Annotated in this window: 15 protein-coding genes; 1 reads left to right on the top strand and 14 read right to left on the bottom strand. The window is 35.8% G+C overall.

The genetic code is table 11. From position 1 onward, the window contains the following. Positions 1–96 precede the first annotated feature (96 nt). A complete protein-coding gene (locus CD003_RS02480) occupies positions 97–2808 on the bottom strand; it encodes a cation-translocating P-type ATPase (protein WP_096199306.1) in 2712 nt (903 codons plus the stop codon). A gap of 188 nt (positions 2809–2996) precedes the next feature. Here CD003_RS02480 and CD003_RS02475 point away from each other — a divergent pair, with 188 nt between their 5' ends. Then, positions 2997–4706, top strand: coding sequence for an Rqc2 family fibronectin-binding protein (locus CD003_RS02475; RefSeq protein WP_096199305.1), 1710 nt, complete (start codon positions 2997–2999; stop codon positions 4704–4706). A gap of 59 nt (positions 4707–4765) precedes the next feature. Here CD003_RS02475 and CD003_RS02470 read toward each other — a convergent pair whose 3' ends face one another. The 13 genes from CD003_RS02470 to qhpC form a co-directional block, all read right to left on the bottom strand. After that, positions 4766–5422, bottom strand: coding sequence for a class I SAM-dependent methyltransferase (locus CD003_RS02470; RefSeq protein WP_096199304.1), 657 nt, complete (start codon positions 5420–5422; stop codon positions 4766–4768). 26 nt (positions 5423–5448) lie between these two features. Then, on the bottom strand, positions 5449–7008 hold the full coding sequence (locus CD003_RS02465) for a response regulator (protein WP_257008146.1): 1560 nt from the start codon (positions 7006–7008) through the stop codon (positions 5449–5451). Positions 7009–7063: 55 nt separating this feature from the next. Beyond that, complete coding sequence (locus CD003_RS02460) at positions 7064–7891, bottom strand: CheR family methyltransferase (protein ID WP_257008145.1); 828 nt, start codon at positions 7889–7891, stop codon at positions 7064–7066. A gap of 43 nt (positions 7892–7934) precedes the next feature. Continuing rightward, positions 7935–10676, bottom strand: coding sequence for a response regulator (locus CD003_RS02455; protein WP_096199303.1), 2742 nt, complete (start codon positions 10674–10676; stop codon positions 7935–7937). 210 nt (positions 10677–10886) lie between these two features. After that, a complete protein-coding gene (locus tag CD003_RS02450) occupies positions 10887–12359 on the bottom strand; it encodes an aldehyde dehydrogenase family protein (protein ID WP_096199302.1) in 1473 nt (490 codons plus the stop codon). Further along, the gene (gene qhpE, locus CD003_RS02445; RefSeq protein WP_096199301.1) at positions 12356–13036 is read right to left on the bottom strand and encodes a subtilisin-like serine protease QhpE; all 681 of its coding nucleotides are present in this window, start codon (positions 13034–13036) and stop codon (positions 12356–12358) included. Before qhpE ends, CD003_RS02450 begins: the two co-directional genes overlap by 4 nt. Then, a complete protein-coding gene (locus CD003_RS02440; protein WP_096199300.1) occupies positions 13017–14702 on the bottom strand; it encodes an ABC transporter ATP-binding protein in 1686 nt (561 codons plus the stop codon). The genes qhpE and CD003_RS02440 overlap by 20 nt, the downstream gene beginning before the upstream one ends. A gap of 12 nt (positions 14703–14714) precedes the next feature. After that, positions 14715–15710 (bottom strand): U32 family peptidase, encoded by a 996-nt coding sequence (locus CD003_RS02435; RefSeq protein ID WP_096199299.1) that lies wholly within the window; start codon positions 15708–15710, stop codon positions 14715–14717. Between the two features lie 25 nt (positions 15711–15735). Continuing rightward, a complete protein-coding gene (locus CD003_RS02430; RefSeq protein ID WP_096199298.1) occupies positions 15736–16677 on the bottom strand; it encodes a hypothetical protein in 942 nt (313 codons plus the stop codon). Positions 16678–16699: 22 nt separating this feature from the next. Next, entirely contained in the window at positions 16700–17791 is a 1092-nt protein-coding gene (locus CD003_RS02425) for a YncE family protein (RefSeq protein ID WP_096199297.1), read from the bottom strand. A gap of 25 nt (positions 17792–17816) precedes the next feature. Continuing rightward, a complete protein-coding gene (locus CD003_RS02420) occupies positions 17817–19271 on the bottom strand; it encodes a radical SAM/SPASM domain-containing protein (RefSeq protein ID WP_096199296.1) in 1455 nt (484 codons plus the stop codon). A gap of 13 nt (positions 19272–19284) precedes the next feature. Then, positions 19285–20931: a quinohemoprotein amine dehydrogenase subunit alpha gene (gene peaA, locus CD003_RS02415; protein ID WP_096199295.1), complete on the bottom strand. Its 1647-nt coding sequence runs from the start codon at positions 20929–20931 to the stop codon at positions 19285–19287. 11 nt (positions 20932–20942) lie between these two features. Continuing rightward, entirely contained in the window at positions 20943–21260 is a 318-nt protein-coding gene (gene qhpC, locus CD003_RS02410; RefSeq protein ID WP_096199294.1) for a quinohemoprotein amine dehydrogenase subunit gamma, read from the bottom strand. Between the last annotated feature and the right edge of the window lie 63 nt (positions 21261–21323).

Here is a 21323-nt window from a genome sequence, read left to right as displayed (position 1 = left end):
CTCCATAATAGTCTCCTTTTTACTACCTTTGTCAACAACCCGAATAAAATAAAAAAGTGACAAAGGCCTAAGTCTTTGTCACTTTTTTTCTACAATTTATCTCTTTGAACGTTTAAGAAAATAGAATCCACCTAAAGCAACAGTTGGTATTGCTGCCATCCCTAAAATTAATAGCCAGTCTCTAACACCTAAGAATGTTGTATGGAAGACTGGTTGCAATCCTGGATAGTAAACAACTACTAGCATTAAAATCATTGATGAAATAACCGCTAATACGAGATACATATTTTGAAACGGATTTCGATGAAATACAGAATATTCACTTCGACAATCAAATACATGAATTAATTGTGCCATAACTAATGTAACAAATGCTACTGTTTGTGCATGTGTTAAATCGTCTGGATTTTGTTGCAACGTAATCCAGAAAGCTGCAAGTGTTACCACACCAATCATAAACCCACGACTCACAATTTTCCATGCGAGTCCCCTTGCAAATATACCTTCATTTGGACTACGTGGTGCCCGTTTCATTACATCATTCTCTGCCTGGTCCATTCCTAGTGCCATTGCAGGTAAACCATCAGTTACTAGATTAATCCATAAAATTTGAATCGCCACTAACGGAAGTGGCATACCTAGCATCATTGCAAAAAGCATCACTAAAATTTCCCCAACATTAGATGCTAACATATAACGAATAAATTTACGGATATTTTCGTATATATTCCTTCCTTCTTTAATTGCTACTTTAATTGTAGCAAAATTATCATCACTTAAAATTAACGATGATGCTTCTTTTGCAACATCTGTTCCAGTGATACCCATTGCTATACCAATATTCGCTGCTTTAATAGCAGGGGCATCATTTACACCATCACCTGTCATGGCTACGATATGTCCCTTTGCTTGAAGAGCTTTTACGATTTTTAATTTGTGCTCTGGTGAAACACGTGCATACACATACACGTCATCAACAATTTCTTCAAGCTGTTTCACACTAATTCGTGATAATGTTTTACCATCTAGTACCTTCCCATTTTCTGGCAGGATGTCTAACTGTTTTGCAATTGCTTTAGCTGTAATCACATGGTCCCCTGTAATCATGACTGTTTTTATTCCAGCTTGACGACATTCTTGGATTGACTTTCTAACCTCTGGTCGTGGAGGGTCTATCAACCCTTGTAAACCTAAGAATGTTAAATCCTTTTCCACATCTATAGAATGCTCAACTTTATCTGTCGCCTTTAAAGGACGGTAAGCAACGGCTATTGTTCGAAGCGCCTGCCCTGCTAGAGTTGTAATCGCATTTTCAACTTTTTGGCGAAGCTGATTATTGGCTGTCTTCACTTGTCCCGCTTCCGCAAAATGAGTACTATTCGTAAGAACTACATCTGGTGCACCTTTTGTAACAACAAAACGCTGTCCCTTTGAGTTTTCAACTATCATACTCATCATTTTTCTCGTTGATTCAAATGGGAATTCTTTAATAACTTTATAATTCTTTTTAAGGTTTTCATCAGTAATCCCTGCCTTCATTGCTGCAACGACTAATGCCCCTTCTGTCGGATCGCCATCGAGTACAAATTCTTCCTTTTTCTTCTTTAGTAATCCGTCCTTCACATCTTTTTTATATAATTTTGTATTGTTACATAATAAGCTAAAGGTTAAAATCTGTTGTAATACCCTTTCATTATCTACATCGATTTTTTTCCCTTCGGATAGAAAGTCTCCATGTGGTGTATACCCAGTATTCGTAACATTCCATGTCTTACCACCAGACCATATATGAGTAACCGTCATTTTGTTCTGAGTCAGTGTTCCTGTTTTATCTGAACAAATAACAGAGGCACAACCAAGTGTTTCAACTGCTGGTAGCTTTCTAACAATCGCCTTACGCTTGATCATTCGTTGAACTCCGAGTGCTAAAGCAACAGTGACAATCGCTGGTAACCCTTCTGGAATTGCCGCTACTGCTAGAGAGACCCCAGCTAAAAACATTGTATAGACATTATGACCTTGATAAACACCGAATAGAACGACTAATGCCGTTAATACAAGTGCAACGGCAATTAATATTTTACCTAATTGCTCTAAGCGTCTTTGTAATGGAGTTACAAGCGTCTCTGTTGTTTGAAGTAAATGGGCGATTTTCCCCATCTCGGTTTTCATCCCAGTAGCAACGATAACCCCTATCCCATTTCCTTGGGTAACCATTGTACCCATAAAGGCCATGTTATCCTGGTCTCCAATCGAAAGCTCCTCTCCTCCTAAAGGGCGTTCATACTTTTGAACAGGAACTGACTCACCTGTCAATGAAGACTCTTCTATTTGTAATCCATTTGTTTTAAATAAACGTAAATCAGCACCAATTCTATCTCCACTAGTGACTTTAACGATATCTCCTACAACAACTTCAGTAGAGGGGGTTTTAACCCATTGTCCATCACGTAAAACCATCATTTGCGGAGCTGATAGCTCCTTTAATGCAGCAAGAGATTTTTCTGCCTTTCTTTCTTGTATAAATCCAAGTACTCCATTGATTAAAACAATGAGCATAATTGTAATTGCATCGATATACTCACCAAGTAAACCGGAAATTAAGGTCGCGGCTAATAAAACAAGAACCATAAAATCCTTAAATTGAGCTAAGAATATAAAAATTGCAGATGCCTTTTCTCCTTCATCGAGCTTATTATAACCGAATTTTTTTAAGCGCTTTTGTGCCTCCTTCTCAGATAATCCTTTTTCAGCATCGGAACCTGTTGCTCTTTCAACCTCTTCAACCTCCATCTCAAACCACTTCATCACTACACCCCATATCTTGTACACGTTCTTACAAGCCATCATATTCAGGCACGTCCTAAAAAATGCTATACTGTTTACTAGTACTTACGTAAAATAAAAGAAAAGCGCGTAGCATCTTTTCTTTCATTAAAATAAGCATCAGTGTATGCTTATTAACTACATAGTTTGATAATAATTGGGGTGAGTGTATGTCATTTGATGGTTTAATGACAAAGGCAATTAGTGAGGAAATAGCAGATACTTTAACAACCGGGCGTATTTCTAGAATATATCAGCCTTTTAAGACAGAATTAATTTTTACAATACGGTCACAAGGAAAAAATCATCAATTATTACTCTCTGCAAATCCTAGCTTTGCAAGGGTGCATATAACAAAAGAAAAGTATGATAATCCGTCGACACCTCCAATGTTTTGTATGCTATTACGAAAGCATTTGGAAGGAAGTATTATTGAATCTATTCAGCAAATAGAGATGGAACGCATCATCATGATTGATTTGAAGGGAAAAAATGAAATTGGAGATGTTAGCTATAAACGATTAATGATTGAAATTATGGGTAGGCATAGTAATATTATTTTACTAGACAGAGAAACAAATAAAATATTAGATAGCATCAAGCATATTTCACTTGCACAAAGTAGCCAACGAACAGTGCTTCCAGGGCAAGATTACACAATGCCACCAGCACAAGAAAAAACAAATCCATTTTCTGTGGATGAAGAAGGTTTTATAAAGAAAATAGACTTTAATAAAGGGAAGTTAGACAAACAAATACTAGAACAATTTTCTGGTCTATCTCCAGTTGTTACGAAGGAAATTGTTCATCGTGCAGGAATGGCAAATAAAGAAACCTTAGCTAATGTTTTTTTTGAAGTAGTTACACCACTTGCAAAAGGTGATTATCAGCCTCAAATGATAGTAACAGATAGCAAGGAATATTTTTCAATCATTAACTTGACTCATGTTTCTGGTGAAGTACGTACCTTCGACAGCACAAGTGAATTGTTGGATCGTTATTATTATGGCAAAGCTGAGCGTGACCGAGTAAAGCAACAAGCGCATGACCTAGAGAGATTCTTAAAAAATGAATTACAAAAAAACGTAAAAAAAATAAAAAAACTTGAACGAACGTTAGATGATGCTGAAAAAGCGAAAAAGTTTCAGAAGTATGGTGAGCTTCTAACTGCTAACTTGTATGCAATAAATCGAGGAGAAGAATCCGTTGAAGTTATTGATTATTATGATGAAAATGGATCGACAGTGAGCATCTCACTTGATCCACAAAAATCACCATCAGACAATGCTCAAAACTACTTCAAAAAATATAATAAAGCGAAAAACTCCGTCCAAGTCGTTCAAGACCAGATTCAAAAGGCGGAGGAAGAAATTCAATATTTGGAACAATTGATTCAACAAATGGAAACTGCTTCACCAGGTGATATAGAGGAGATTCGAGAAGAGTTAATCGAAGAAGGTTACATCAGAAAACGTCAAAAAGGTGGTAACCGTAAGAAAAAGAATGTAAAACCACAAATTGAACAATATGTTTCTTCTTCTGGGATTGAGATGCTAGTAGGAAAAAACAATAAGCAAAATGAATATGTCACTAACCGATTAGCAAGACAAGATGAAATTTGGTTACATACAAAAGACATTCCTGGTTCTCATGTCGTTATTCGAAGTATCGAACCTGACGAAACAACGTTACTTGAGGCAGCAAACCTTGCCGCTTACTTTAGTAAAGCAAGACAATCAAGTAGTGTACCTGTTGATTACACAAAAATACGTCATGTTAAAAAGCCAAATGGTTCCAAGCCTGGCTTTGTCATCTATGATAATCAAACGACCATATACGTTACACCAGATGCTGATTTAGTATTACAGTTGAGGAAATAGTAGAAAGGGTTGTCCCCAAAAGTGAATTTCACGTTTAGAGACAACCCTTTTCTTGTATTCTACAGTTCAGCTAATGTTATTAGAGCTAAGCCATCAAGGACCTCTTCATGTCTAACTCGTTTAGCACCATTTTCTTTAAAATAATTCTTTAATTGTTCCTTATCATAGCGGTGGCGCAATGTAGAAATATTCGACCATTGCATTATTGTTTTTTCTTCAAAATCAGCTAGGTTATACTTTTTACAATATTTCGCAGCTTCATTTTGGTTCATTTTTGAAGAAGGATTAAGCATGACTATCATGCCTCCCTCTCTCACTACTCTTAGAATTTCACGCATTCCAGATTCTGGTTCAGGTAATAAAAATAGCACACACGTAGAGATTGCTAAATCAAATTCATCATCTGAAAAAGGAAGGGCGCAAGCGTCACCAACTATAAAATTGGACTTACTAGAGTACCCTTTTTCCTTAAATAGTTCTTTTGCTGCTTCAACCATCCCTTCTGATAAATCAATACCAGTTAAGGATGACGCTTCATTGGCACCTCTTATTAACATTCTCCCTGTACCACAACCAACGTCTAATACTGTCTTATTATTCCAAAGTCCAGTTACTTCCTTTAATTGATTATGTACACTTCCTAACCAGCTTGTTTGAGCCATACCATCAAAGAAACGCACAAGGTGGTCAAAGTCATTTCCAGTCATTTTTTTCATTGGAACCTCCTGACCAATTTTCACTACTACTTTATTGCTTCAAGTTTGGCTCTCTGTTTAAATTTTATTAAAAAAGTGGTTCCGGTATCATTAGTATCAATTTCGATCTCTGCTTTGTGACGTGATGCTACACTGTAACAAATAGCAAGACCTAAGCCAGTTCCTTTTTCCTTAGTTGTAAAAAAAGGTGTTCCAATTTTATCAATAATTTCTTTTTTTATGCCAGATCCTTCATCCTGTATAGCTAAAACAACACCGTCATTCTCATCATATGTTCTTATCGTTAACTTACCACCTGAAGGCATTGCTTCAAGTCCATTTAAGCCGATGTTAAGAATCATTTGTCTAATTTCCTTCTCATCAAGAGCCAAGTCTGAGCATTCATTAAGTTCTAAATCAATTCCTTTAGTACCAAGAAGTGCTTCAGCATGTAGTAGAGGAAACATTGCTTTTATAATATCGTTGAGATTTTTTTTCGATTTATTAGATGCCTTGTCTTTCGCAAGCGACAAAAATTCAGTAATAATGCTATTTGCTCTCCTTAGCTCATCTAACATTAAATCAATATATTCTCTAGGTGTAGGTTTTTCCTGGTCTCTTGAGATTTGCAAAAAGCCTAAAACAGTTGTCATTGGATTTCTTATTTCATGAGCAATTCCTGCTGCCATTTCTCCAACCATATTCAAACGATCTAAACGAAATATTTCTTTTTCCATCTCTACTCTATCCGTCACATCAGTAATCGCACTTATGATACAAGACTCACCGTTAATAACGAGTAATTCTGTTGAAAGTAACCCATCTCGCTTCTCATTACCCTTCGTTATAAACGTAATTCTTAAATTTTTAACTGGTTCCCTTAAACCAAAGAGTTTATTAAAATCATATGTAAGAATTTTCTCACCTTCAGAGGCTTCTATCTTAAGAATATTACTCGAATCACCAATTACTTCAGTTAAATCATAACCTGTTTGTTTACACCAGCTACTATTAACAGAAATAATTCTTCCATCTTCTACTGACCGAATCGCCATTAAATTTGGACTCGACTGAAAAATTTTCTCAAATTGGTTATAAGAAAGCCTTAATTCCTCATTAGCTTCCCTAAGCTCTTTTGTTTTTTGGTCAACTATCTTTTCAAGATTATTATATTGAGCTTCGAGATGTTTTTTCTGTTCCTCTACTTCTTTTTTACTCTTATAAAGCTGAACAAAGGCCTCCACCTTGGAACGTAAAATATCAGGACTATATGGCTTGAATATGTAATCTATAGCACCAGATGTATATCCTTGAGAGACATGCTCAACAGTTTGGCTCAACGCAGTTATAAACACTATTGGGATATGACTTGAACTTTTCCGTTGTTTAATAATTCTAGCAGTCTCGTATCCGTTTAAGCCTGGCATTTGAACATCTAAAAGAATAACAGCAAAGTCATACTTCAGCACATATTTTAAAGCCTCTTCACCAGAACCTGCTGCGAATAATTGATACTCATCGTAATCTAATACTGCCTTTAGAGCCGTTATATTCGCAGGAAGATCGTCTACAAGTAATATATTTATTTTCTCCCCATTCTTCATCATTTTTTACCTCAGTTTTTTTGAATTTAGTTTGAGAATTATTATGAAATCTTTCGTATCATTCTATTTTCTTGTAAATTTTTTGAGCGAAGTCAACTTCCTCAAATTCACTAGAAAAGGAGCAATAGCTTAATGATTCTTTGTTTCCTAAACCTAAATAACCTTGCTCACAAAGGCTATTATAAAAAAGGTTAAATACTCGTTCCTTCAACTCATTATTAAAATAAATCATCACATTTCTACAGATAATAACTTGAAATTCATTAAAAGAATAGTCGGTGACTAAATTATGATGACCAAAAATAATATTCTTTTTAAGTTGAGGTACAATAAATGCATGATCCGTATTTGCTGCGTAATACTCTGAAAACTCCCCTTTTCCCCCAGCTTCCTGATAATTTCTAGTATAAAGTTTCATTTGTCCTAGGGGAATTTCACCCAGTTTCGCTTTTTCTAGTATTTCTTCGTTCATGTCAGTTGCATAAATTCTCGACTTTTCATAAAGACCTTCTTCATAGAGGAGAATAGCCATTGAATATGCCTCTTCTCCTGACGCACAACCTGCATGCCAAATCCGAATCGTAGATAAGTCTTTTAAATTAGGAACAACATTCGTACGAAATGATTTAAAAAAGTCTGGATCTCTAAACATTTCTGTTACGTTTATCGAAAAGTCTTTCAGGATACTTTCCATCATTTCAGGTCTATATAGTAATTTACCTTGTAATGCTGAAATCGTATCGACATTTTCTATTTGGAGTCGATGTAGAATCCTTCTTCTAATTGATCCATAGGCATAATTTCGAAAATCAAAACCATAATACCTATAAATCGCCTCCAATAATAACTCTACTTCTATTTTCTCTATCTCATTTCCTTTTTCCAAACAAATTTCTTCCGCCGGAGAGTACTTTATTTTACTCACTCCTCTATCTATATAACCAAACTTTAATCAATGATATTAATTGCTCAAGATTAATAGGTTTACTAATATAATCGGAAGCCCCAGCCTCTAAACACTTTTCCCTATCATTTTTCATAGCTTTTGCAGTAAGGGCAATAATTGGCAGATCTATAAAACTATTATTTTGTCGTATAGCCCCCATCGCTTCATAGCCATTCATTTCAGGCATCATGATATCCATTAAGACAATATCTATATGTGGATTTTCATTTAAAATGTCTAGTGCTTCTCGCCCATTCTCTGCAAATAACACTTCCATATTTTGAGTTTCAAGTGCAGTTGTTAAAGAAAAAATATTTCTCATATCATCATCTACAACTAATACAACTTTGTTTTCTAATACTTCTTGATTGCTAGTTTCAGCAGTTGTTGTATCAATGACTAATAATTCGTCATTATTTTGTTCTTTTTTATTTACATTTGGTATTTGCACAAGTTCATTAGTAGAAGCTATCTCACTAATGACTTGGTGTTGATTTACAGATCCGGCTTGGTAATCTGACATGTACAATATAAATGTACTTCCTTTACCGCTAATACTATCTACCTCAAGATAACCACCTAATAAATGGGCAAGCTCTTTACTTATTGACAAGCCTAAGCCTGTCCCCCCATATCTTCTTGTCGTAGTTCCATCACCTTGACTAAAAGCTTCAAAAATACTTTCTAGCTGTTCTTTCGGAATACCAATCCCTGTATCAATTACAACTATTTTCAATTTGACATCGTGTGATGGACTTGATACCTTTTTAAATTGCAATTCAACATGACCATTTGCAGTAAATTTAAATGCATTTGATAATAAATTTTTAATAATTTGCTTCAACTTAATTTCATCTGTGTAAATATATGAAGGAGCATCCTCATCAACAGTAACTATAAATTCTAACCCTTTTTCTTTAGAAACTGGTAGAAATTGTCTTTCTATGAAAGCTTGTACTTCATGGATAACAATCTCCTCTGGATAGACGTCTGTCTTACCAGCCTCTATTTTAGATAAATCTAAGATGTCATTTATTAAATTTAGAAGATCCTTACCAGCCGAATGAATCGTAAGGGCATGTTCAGCCTGTTTCTCAGATAAGTTCCCTTCTATATTCTGAGATAACAATTCAGATAAAATCAACATGCTATTAAGTGGCGTACGTAATTCATGAGACATATTTGCAAGAAACTCTGTCTTATATTTAGAACTAAGTTCAATATCTTGATTTTTTTGTTCTAAATCTACTTGTATTTTTTCTAGCTGCTTCGCTTTTTCCTCTGAATTTCTGTATTCCTCGTGTAACTGTTCATTTGTCATTGACAGCTCTTCTTGTTGCTGTTGAAGTTCTTCTGATTGGCTTTGTAGTTCTTCCGTTTGCGCCTGTAACTCTTCTGTTAATGCTTGGGATTCAGCTAATAGTTCTTCGATTTTCATATGATCGAGTATTCGGTTTATGCTCGTACCCGTCACATTACAAATTTGTTCAAGAAGTCTTATTTGACGTGTCGTAAATTGCTCTAGTTTCGCTAATTCAATCACTCCTAACACTTCACCGTCAAATTCAATAGGGAGTATAAGCAATGCTTTTGGATTTGCCTGACCTAAACCTGACTGAATTTTTATATAATTTTCTGGAAGAGATTCAATGTGTACTTTTTTATTATCTAACGCACATTGACCTACTAAACCTTCACCTATTTGTATTTTTCGTTCAATTAACTCTTTCTTGTTTCCTGCATATGAAGCGTAATTATGTAGGAATGTACTCTTTTCATCTTTAATATATAAGGCCCCGTATGTTGCATTCAACATTTTTGCTATTTTTTGGATAAATTGCTCACTAAACTTCTTCAAATCTTTCGTACCTTGAATCATCGTACCTACTTCAGCAAATTTAGTTTTCATCCAATTTTCGTTCATTAATTGATCATTTAGTTTACTTTCCTGTATTGCATGATCCTCAAGTGATTTTGCCATACTGTTGTAAGAATTGGCAATCTCTCCTAACTCATCGTTAGTAGTTATCTCAATTCTCGGTAACTCTGTAGTGGAATGATTAGGAACACTACTTATAACTCGACTAACTTTTTTAATACTTTCAGAAATATTCTTAGTCATTAATAATGTGATTATAATAACAAGTATAGCTGCAATTCCACTAATGATTAACATAAAACTTGCGATGTATGTATACCTATTTTCAGAGTTTTGGATTGCTAAATCCATAGACTCTTCTTCAAGCAAGGTTAATTTATTAGCCCGGTCAACTAACTGTTCCCTTAAATCTCGGTTGTCATCTAATAACAACTTAGTTGCAATATCAATGTCATCAACTAAAACTAGTGTGAGTACTTGTTGTATTAGTTCATCGTAAGCAGAATTTAAATAAACAAATTCTCCTATTACTTCTTCTTTTTCTTCATTATCGGTAGGTATTTCTGTTAAAGCGTTTAACATAATTGAAGCTTGTTGGCGCATTTCTGCAATTGGTTCTGGATCATAGTTACTGCCTACTAGTAATATTTCTCTTATTTCTCTACCAGAATTCTGTGTTTGATTGATTAAATTTTTTGCAAGATTCACCCTTTCATAATTATTGTTAACTACCTCATCTAGACGTTTTTTTTGCTGCTCTAAAGCATTGATTGCTGTAACAGCTAATATAATAACGATTACAAATATAAATGCATATCCTAAAAATAATTTAGTTTTTAATTTCATACGAAAGGTCCTCTCACTTTATTTACTTATATAATAGAGTTTTAATTTACTAATATTTCTACATATTAGTGTAACATCATTCGAATAAATTGTGTCAGATAATCTAAAATATGACACTTATTTTTCAATGAATGGAGCTATAGGTACTTTAATATATAAAAATGCCGCCATCCCTCAATATATGAAGAATGACGACATTTTTTGTGTCTATTAAACTCCGTACCAATTTAACCCTTGTTCATTTAAGTCAACCCATACATGTTTCGTTTGTGTATACATATCCATCGCTTGCACCCCTAGCTCTCTACCAAAACCACTTTGCTTTGTACCCCCAAATGGAGCAGTGCTATCTAACATATTGAATGTATTAACATAAACCGTTCCTGCATGTAGTCCTTTAGCCATTCGATGAGCTCTTTTTAAATTGTTAGTCCATACACCTGAAGCTAAACCATACACTGTATCATTTGCTTTCCTTAGAGCATCTTCCTCATCTTTAAATCGGATAACTGAGACGACTGGACCAAAAATCTCCTCTCTAGCAATCTTCATTTCGTTCGTTACATTTTCAAAAATTGTTGGTGTGTAGTAATATCCACTGCCAGCACTTTGATTACGTCTACCTCCTGTAACAACTTTTGCACCTTCTTCTAATCCTGAGGCTACATAGTATTCGATTCTTTTTAATTGTTCCTCGGTTACTTGCGGTCCCATTTGAGTCGTTTGTTCTAGCGGGTTCCCTACACGAATCGTTTCTACTTTTCGGACGTATTCACTCATGAATTTATCATAAACACTTTCTTGAACGAACAATCTAGATCCCGAGGCACAAACTTGACCTTGTGCAAAATAGATTCCAAACATCGAACCATTAACTGCACTTTCAATATCAGCATCTTCAAATACGATATTTGGTGATTTTCCGCCTAATTCTAAGCTGACAGGTTTTAAATTCTTACTAGCTGACTGCATAACAAGACGACCTGTATTTGTTGATCCAGTAAACGCAATTTTGTCTACTTCAGGATGTGATGCAAGCGCATCACCAGCTGTTGCGCCGTAACCAGGTACAACATTAATCACTCCATCAGGAATTCCCGCTTCTTGAAAAATCTTTGCTAGTTCTAATATACTTACTGGTGTTTGTTCTGCAGGCTTAATGACAATTGTATTTCCAGCAGCTAATGCTGGCGCTAGCTTCCACATCGTTAACATCAATGGGAAATTCCATGGGACAATTGCACCTATAACTCCTAAAGGTTCACGTAAAGTATAATTAAATCGGTTCCCCGGAGATGCTAACGTCTCCCCTTGAACTTTGTTTGCTAGTCCAGCATAAAACTCTAGTACATCAATCGTCGCTGGCATAGCAATTAATTTTGTTTCATTAATAGGTAACCCATTATCAGTTGATTCAATTTCTGCAAGTCTATCTGCATTATCCCATAGTTTTTGAGCAACTTTGTATAATAAACGTCCTCGGTCACTTGGAGTCATTTCAGCCCACGGTCCTACCTCAAATGCTTTACGAGCAGCTTTAACTGCAAGATTAATATCTTCAGCTCCACCTTCTGCTACTGTTGCATGTACCTCACCTGTAGCTGGATTAATTGTTTGAAATGTTTTTCCTGAAACTGAGTTTTCCCATTTTCCATTTATAAATAATTGATAGTTCTTAGTCATTTATTTTTCAGCCCCTCTTTAATTAATAGTTCGTATATACTTGAGTAATTCTTCTCATCTTGTTCCTTTATAGTTTTTCCGATCATTCCAGTGAACCTAGCAGATGCAAAGCTATGTCCATGGAGATTGTACCTTTGTATGTCTCCATTTAATTCTTTCGGATATCCACAAGCTCTAAAGCAATTGTCATGACTATATTCAAACTCTCCCTTAGAATATTCCCCTGCCGATACTGCTAATACCCCTTCATACCTCGCAGGATAAATAAAGCCACGGTCTTCATCTAAAGCTGCAACAACAAATATCCCTTTCTCTTTAGCTTCTTGACATAATTGCTTCAGTTCCACTGATTCATTCATGACTCCTAAACTAAGATTGATAATATCGAGTTCTTCAGCTATAGCCCATTCCAATGCTGCGCATAATACAGTCGGATACGTAGTTAATTGTTCATTAAAAATTCGAATCGCATACAACTCACAATCTGGCATTTCATCACGTATCGCTGCTGCAACTGCAGTACCATGACCTAATCTATCTCGAAAATCACTATTCCATTCTAAATACATATCTTTTCCTACACTTATAGAAATTCCACCGTTCACTTCTCCAATATGGGAGTGATAAGGGTTTATACCACTATCAATGACACCAATTTTAACTTGTTTCTTTTTCATAACCGACCTCCTTTCGAAAAAGTTGACCGTTTTGAACGACCCATGTAGAATCAACCCAATCTAATGTAGAAAGACGATGGCTAATTATAATGACGTTTCTCGTTCGTCCGCTATTTCTTAATCGTTTGAAGATTGCTTTTTCACTTTGAATATCAACCTCTGACGTAGCTTCGTCTAAAACATATAAGTCTGCCTTTTGAAGAAGCGTTCTAGCTAAGGCAATTCTTTGTCTTTGTCCACCAGATAACGCACTACCTCTTTCTCCAATCAACGTTTCATACCTGGCTTCAAAAGTACTAATGTCTTCATGAAGTCCAACGAGCTCGGCTACCTCTTTCACTTCTTCAAGAGTAGCATTAGGTTGACTAAATTTTATATTTTCAAAGATTGATCCGTTAAAAAGAGGAGCTTGCTGAGTTGCAACAGCAATTTGAGCTCTTAACTGGCTTAATGAAAGTTCCTCAATGTTAGTTCCTTTAAAACCGATTGAACCATTTGTTGGTTGGTACAGTCCCGTTATTAAATCAATAAATGTGCTTTTTCCTATCCCACTCGGTCCAACGATAGCAACAACTTCCCCTTTGTCCATCTTAAAATTAGCACCATGTAGTAGGTGTTTATCTTGTTGATAACCAAAGGACACATTTTCTAAAGTTAGGAGCGGCTCATTTTCTCCTACTTTAGAATGGTTCCCTCCGCTTTTTTCATATATTTCAACTTCTGTTTGTTGAACGAGTTCCTCTAATCTACCTAAAGATACATTCATTCGTTGAAATCGCATATATAAGGCTGCAATACTCTGAACTGGTCCAAATAAACGAGCCTGATAGCCTGTAAATGCCACAAGTGCTCCAATAGTCATTTGCTCGGTTAATACTAAATGTCCACCCCAACTAAAGACAAGAATAGTAGATAGAAGGATTGCTATTCTTGGGATTCCTTCAGCAAGTGTTGAAAGAAGACTATAGCGAAAAGATTTTTGATTTATTTCTTTTACTTGTTTGTCAAATTCAACAGTCACTCTAGTTTCTGCACTAACAAATTTAATTAGTTTAATACCATTTAATCGTTCTATTAAAAAACTTTGTAATGTACTATGCTGCTTTCTCATATCCGTGGTAACGCTTACAATCAACGGTCGAAAATAAACAATTGCCCAAATAAGAACTGGCATAAATAAAAAACATACTAACGCTAGCTTAAAATCTAACCACAAAAGCATACTTGCTACAAAAATGAAGGTTGACACTTGAATTATCGCTTGTAATATCGTATCCGTTAAGCCACTTTGAACTTCAGCCGCATCCCCGTTCAAGCGTGTAATAATATCTCCAACTTTACGATGAACAAAGAAACGGTACTTTGTTTTCTGAATGCGAAGAAATAAATCACGTCTTAGATTTCTAAGCATTTGAAGTGTGACATGTAAGTACAATAAGCTATTAAATGATGAAAGGACATATCCTGCAAACATAGCACCAAAAGCAAGAAAAACAATTGATTTTAGCGAGTACGTTTGATTGATTAGTACATCATCAATTAACAGACTAGTAAAATAAGGATAACTTAGTGATAATGCCGTCGAAACTAACGAAATGACTAGCACTACAACCAAATGTGGCGTATATGGTTTAATATAAGGGAATAGCCATTTATATTTTTTCATTGATGGCCCCCTCTATTTGTAGTAGCACATATATCCAGAAGCACATTTATCCGGTGTTTTACGAATGCGAATCGCTTTTTCTTTTACACTTTTTTCTTCTACGCCCTCTCTGACTGAACGAACAATTTCAGAAACCAATTGGACACTTGCTAATTTTCGATATGGTGATGTTTCTCTACCAACAATTTTCAGAGAGTTCACTCCGATTTTTGCTAAGCTGGGTAAAGCACACAAACCACACGGTCCAAGTGGTAACCCCTGATCTGACAATGTACAACCACAGCTATTTGTATACCAAACAAATTCTCTGTAATCCTTAATATGTTGTTCTAGTTTAACTGTTTCTAAAGAAGAGAATGTTTTATCTCCATTTGAAGGTTGCCATTCAAAATCCCAATTTTCAGTTGAACAAAAAGCACCAACTTGATTATGAGTCGTAAAACAATTACCTTCTTCATAAATACAACCATCATTCAGGATAAAAACCTCATATTCTATCTCTTTTCCACCGGCATCAATAATCTCAGCGATCTCATCTAAATGTAAGCTTCTTGGAAAAACAATTCGATTAGCACCAAGCTCTTTAAACATATGAACACTATGTTTATTTATTGGTGTAGCTAAGCTACTTACATGAATTTGAGCATTAGGGACATGGTCTTTGATCGCTTTCATTAATCCAATATCACTAACAATAAAAGCTCCTGCTCCTAACGACTGTGTTTCTTTAACCATCTCTAAAATACTCGGGATCTGGTCTTGTGTATAATAAGGTGCGTTTAATGCGATAAAAACTGGAATACTATATTTTTGTGATCGTTCTACTAATAAAGCAAATTCTTCATAAGAAGGTAGACTAGCTTGAGGGTTACGGCGATTCATCCAAACACCAGCTGAAAATTTTTTGATCCATTCTGTAGGAAGAACTCCACAATAAAATTCTTCTGCTCCATTTTCAGCAAGCATTTCTACTTCTTCTGCACTACTAATTGGTGCTAGAACATTCATTAAAACTCACCTCACTTATCGCATTTTAAACCGGAAGCCTTGGACTATATATAATTCGATGGGCATTGTTTTGTTTAGCTACTTGCAAACCTTCCTTCATTTGCTCAAAATTTTGTTGAAAGAACACGCTGTTTCCTTTTTGAAAAACACGGTTTTGTAACGAATTAATTCTTGGATGTTTATTAATCATTTCAGCAGTATACTGACGACATTGTTGTTTACAAGCAATGTGCCCCCGAAATTTTTCTGATTGCTCAACGTGTAAGCTACCAACTAAACATGTACGCCCTGTAGCAATACAACCATAATTAAAATGAATAGCAATTTGAAAATCTGAAAATCCTTCTTCAAGCTCTAGACCTTGGCTCGTATTATCAAACTCGATTAGTTGAACACCTGCACTCTTTACAAAATCACGGTAGTAATGAACTGTATAACTAGATTGTTTAAATTGCGAGTTTGCTAATTTAGGTGCATCTTCACGATTATAATGCTGGGTCACACGTGGATCTCGAATCATCTTATTCAATAATCTACCTAACACAGGTGTAAAAATGTGCCCATGATAAGTCTTAATAAAGTGCAATACTCCCCAGTCATTACAGATAATTTCCACTTCTACCTCTGGATAATTTTCTTGGATATAATTTGCAAGGTGGTTAAGAAGTCGCTCGAGCGACTTCATTCCACTTTGTGGTAAGTATGGTGCAGCAAAAGAAAACTGTAGTCCGTTCTGATGAGTTACTTCAAATGCTTCAATTAATTCATCCTCATCACATAGACGATATTGACAGAACTCTGAACCAAAATACACTCGTTTTGGTTGTAATTCTCCAATCGTTTCATTCAATGCATTGTAAAATGATTGACTAGTTTCTTGTTCCATTGCTGTTAATTTATCGTAACCCCATGGCGTTTGAATTATCCCTAAGTCTTCAAACGATTGAATCGCAACTACGAGTTCCATGTTAACCTCCTTGAATGCTTATCTATTGTTGTACTTGAACAACTCGAATATCCATCGTATCCGTTGGTAATTCTAGAATTTTCTTATACTCCATCGAGTTTGTATCAATAAATGATAAATCTGCTCCAGCACCTGAAACATATAGCGTTTGTCCATCACTACTTAAGTTATATCCATATGATGTACCTGGCTCATGAACGATTGACTCAATTTCCATTGTATCGAGCTTAATTTTATGGATATAGTTCATTCCTCCATACGCATATTTTTTATCATTTGTAACTACTACAGAGAACAAACCAATAGGTTCTGGAAGTTCGATATCGGTTACTTCAGCTGTTTTCCTGTCAACCATAAAGATATTTTCTGTTACTTCCTCGGTATCTGGGAAAAACTTGAACATACCTGCTGTTAAAGAGTTTGCACTTTCTTTATCCCGATTCCAAAAATATAAATAGTTTGCAATTCCTTGTTCATTTGGATTACTCGGAAGCATTAATTCATGATATTTTGTTAACTCGTCTGTTGTAAGATCTAACATATAGAGGTCTTTTGCCCAAACTGCTAGCTTAGTAGGGTCCTCTAAAAACTGTAATGCATGTGTACCTACAGGAACATCAATTTCCTTAACAACTTCCTTAGTCTCTAAATCCATCACTGCAATAATAGGATCTAGTGGAACAAGTTCAGCTGGCTTACGTTTTGTTCTCATTAATGTTGCATATAATGTTTCTCCCTTTTCATCAACTGCTATCCCAAAAATTCTTGCAGTAATTTGGTTTGAAGGTTCACTAAAAGTAAGTGTATCTACGACTTCGTTTTTGATTGTATTTACAACGGCTACCTCTTGTCGCCCAGCGCTATTAACAAAAAGTGTTTGACCATCCTTCGTCCAAGTCATGTCACGATTTGGACCTTTGATTGGAATTTCTTCAATTATTTCCATTTTTATAGGGTCAACTGCGATTGTCATATCATAACCACTAATATAAAGGGTTTCTTTAACTTCAGTAGCAGCTGATGTTACTTTTTGTGTATATATCCCTACTATGGAAGCTATTAAGATAAACACCAAGATTGGATAGATGATTCGACTATCTAACCTTACACTCATATTTGTCACTCCTAACTTCGAAATACTAATTTGTTTGACAATAATTTGTTCCTGTCATTCGGTCCATAAAACTCGAATCTTCCTTCATAATCCGTACATATGTTTCTAATCCAATCTTTGTCCAGCGTAGCATCCAATTACAGTAATGTAGATTTGGTGCAGTTATTTCTCCTTGTTGTTCCTTTGCTTCGTAATAACAACCCCCAGCACAGCTATGCTTTAAAGGACAACGTGAGCATGTTGTTTTTGTATCAACATGAAGGTCCTTGAGGAGTTTTTGTTGAAATTCACGATTTATCCCTTGATAAATATCACCTAATTGAACTTCAGGGTCTTCATTAAAGCGATGACACAGATACAAGTCCCCACCTGGTGAAACGGCCATAAAACCTAAACCAGCACCACACCCATAAGCCTTTGTTTGCCCTTGATGTAAGTCACTGAGTAAGTTTGTTAGATTCGAGAAACCTAAGTACTCATTTTGTTTCACACTTTCGATAAAGTCATTTGCCAACTCTTCAAACTGATCTAGGAGATCCATCATTTCCGGTCTAGCCAGCATCATCATTTCATCTGTTTCAGTCACCGGTGCAAAACCTACTTCATGAAACCCTAAACTAAAAAGGTGATGTAACGTGTCACGAACATACGGAAACCCTTTAGTCAAAGTAACTCTTGCCGCAACGGGCTTCCCTGATTTTTCTGCTACTAGCTTCCTAACATTTGAGCTAACTAGTTTGTATGAACCTGCACCATTTTGAAAAGGCCGCCACTTATCTTGTGTTTTTTCATCACCATCCATACTTACGGAAACACCAATATTATGCTCTTTAATAAATGCAATTCTCTCATCATTTAAAAGCGTTCCATTTGTTGTTAATGAAAAGCTGATATTCTTATTAGTTCGTTCAGCAGCTTGTTTTCCATATTCAACAATATACTTTAACTGCTTCCAATTTAAGAAAGGTTCCCCACCGAAAAGAATGACTGAAATATCGTTTAAATGCTTTGATTCTCGGATGAGAAAATCAATTGCATCCGTTGCGGTTTGTTGACTCATAACTTTTTGTGGAGCACCATATTCACCGTCACCAGCATAGCAATACGTGCAACCTAGATTACAAGAATTGATTAGGTGAAATACCAATGTTGCAATTGGTAGCTCTGTAGCATTAGGGACATCCGTTGTACGAACAAGGGGGTGTTTTCTATCCCCTTGTTCATATAAGACACTAGATTTGATTAATTCATCAATTGCTTCTTCAATATCTACTCTTGAAAATGTTGTTGATAAACCATCTACGATTTCACCTGTATTGATTGGTTTATTTCGTTTCATATATTTTATAATTGCTTCTGAAACCCCATCCAGGGCTGTAATAATTCCGCTTAGTCCTTGAAAAATATAGGGCTCGTCATCAACATAAAATACAATTTCATTAGATAATACAATCTCAGTAGATACTGTTTTTTGTAGCATGAATATCCTCCTATTAGTAAACTTTTGGAACAAAGTCTGGAACTGTTGATAATAAGAACCCATCTGCACTTAAATGTTCACCCGTCACAGGATCAACATAAACTGCGTGAATATTTACACCACCTGCATTGTTCGTATTCCATTCTCTTTCTGGATTTGGACCGTGACCAGCAGGTTCAAACATACCTGTATGTTCATCTAATTTACCAATGAACTGGTCATCATGATGTTCCTCCCCCCAAGAACTATAGTCTGTCATACTCCAATTTGCTTGTACTGGACCGAGCGCAACATCATCTTCTGTTCCTTGAATACCATCAGGACCAAAAGAGTAGGCAATCGCTTGGAATTGAACACTTTTTCTACCATGCTCGTCTCCATAACGTCCTAAACCATATTCTGGAGTTACTTTAATAAAGTCGACTTCGTTAAATAATGTGATAGATACTGTATTAGACACACCTTCAACAGATATCTCCGTCACTACCAAATCAGTTACATTCGTTTGAATTTCAACATCAAGCCATAAATCGTCATTTTGTTGCTCAATACTCGAAACTTGTAACATGTCATTTGTTTTTATTTGCTCTAGCGCAATATTTTCAGGTAAACCACTTCCCGCAATATGAACTTTTGTTTTTATACCCTTTTGGATACTTTTTGGCCAAACATCTAATAGTTCATTGCTGTCTATTGGATAATAAACTTCATTAGCATAAATTCCAGTATCGCCTACTTTTACTCTTGAACCAGTTATCTTCTTCCCTGCACGGTCAAAGTTATAGTAACCTCTGAATCTTTCCTCACCGTCTAAACTAGTTCGTAATGAATAGCCACTATAAAGAATTGAATTACCTTTGTGATGTATTTGTTCACCATTCACAGCAATCGTTCGCTCTTCACGGAAGTCATCACCCTCACCAGTAAAAGTAGAGGTGCCTGTATACATTCCATAGGTAGGTGAAATCCCAACAATGCGCCATTCACCAGCTGGATTGTGAGTAACCTTATTGCCTTGCCACTCCTCATATTCCTTAGTATGGAATCCGTAATTTTCTTGTAAGTATTTAATCGCTCGACCTGCTTCTTCGTCCCAATCAACTGCACGTAACTGATAAATCATTGCTGGATTAAAGGCTACATGAAAATCTTTTAGCTTATCCCATTCTTCATCAGTTCTCCTTTGCGCTAATGGTTGGCCAATCGAATGACATTGTAAACATGATTGGGCAAAAACACCTCTATCATCCTCAATTGTCGTACCTTCTCTAGTAATCCAATACATAGATTCTTCCATCTCTGCAGGTGCCAAACCATTTGTATGACTTAACTCTTTTATAATTTCTCGCTTTTCTTCATGTGTTATATCAAGTCCCCAGACATCCTGCATTCTAGAAATGGTTAAATCCCAACCCTCAGGAGTTTTCCTTATATCACTAATGCGCTCAGCTTTACCATTCTCTACTGCATGACAGGTAAGACATGAGCTTTGGATTAGACTACTATACTCTGTTTCTAATACAACATTTACTGGCTCGTCCTCAACTGGTCCTTCCTTTACTTCATCTTGATTACTACAGGCTGTCCATACTAGTAGTAGAATAATTAAATTTAAAGACCAAATCCCCCAACGTGTCCCTCTTTTCATTTGTTTCTTCATTTATATACCACCTACTCTCCAACAAATTTCAATTTCTGCCAATCTCTAACTGCTGCTGGACATTCTTCATGCCAAGTTGTATGTTTCACCAATCCATCAGGTACTTGAGCAGCCCACCAACAATCACCATAGCAGCCATATAAATCTCGTTCCATCGGTTGACACGCATTAGCTAAACCTGTACCACTGTCATCAGCTTCCCAACCGGGATCAAATACTGTTGTACACCCCATTGGTAATGATAAACCTTGAACATCTCGTAACTCACCATCTTTTAATCTTCTTTCTAAACTTTGTGCCTTACCGTTAATTCCTTTAATATGTTTCATTAAATGTCCCCCTTCCATCCAAGTAAATAGATTAATATTAAAACTAATCGTACAATCTCAAAG

The organism is Bacillus sp. FJAT-45350 (genome assembly GCF_002335805.1).
GTDB lineage: Bacteria > Bacillota > Bacilli > Bacillales > NISU01 > FJAT-45350.
Note: the sequence above shows the minus strand (reverse complement) of the source record. Positions and strands in the feature narration are given on the sequence as shown.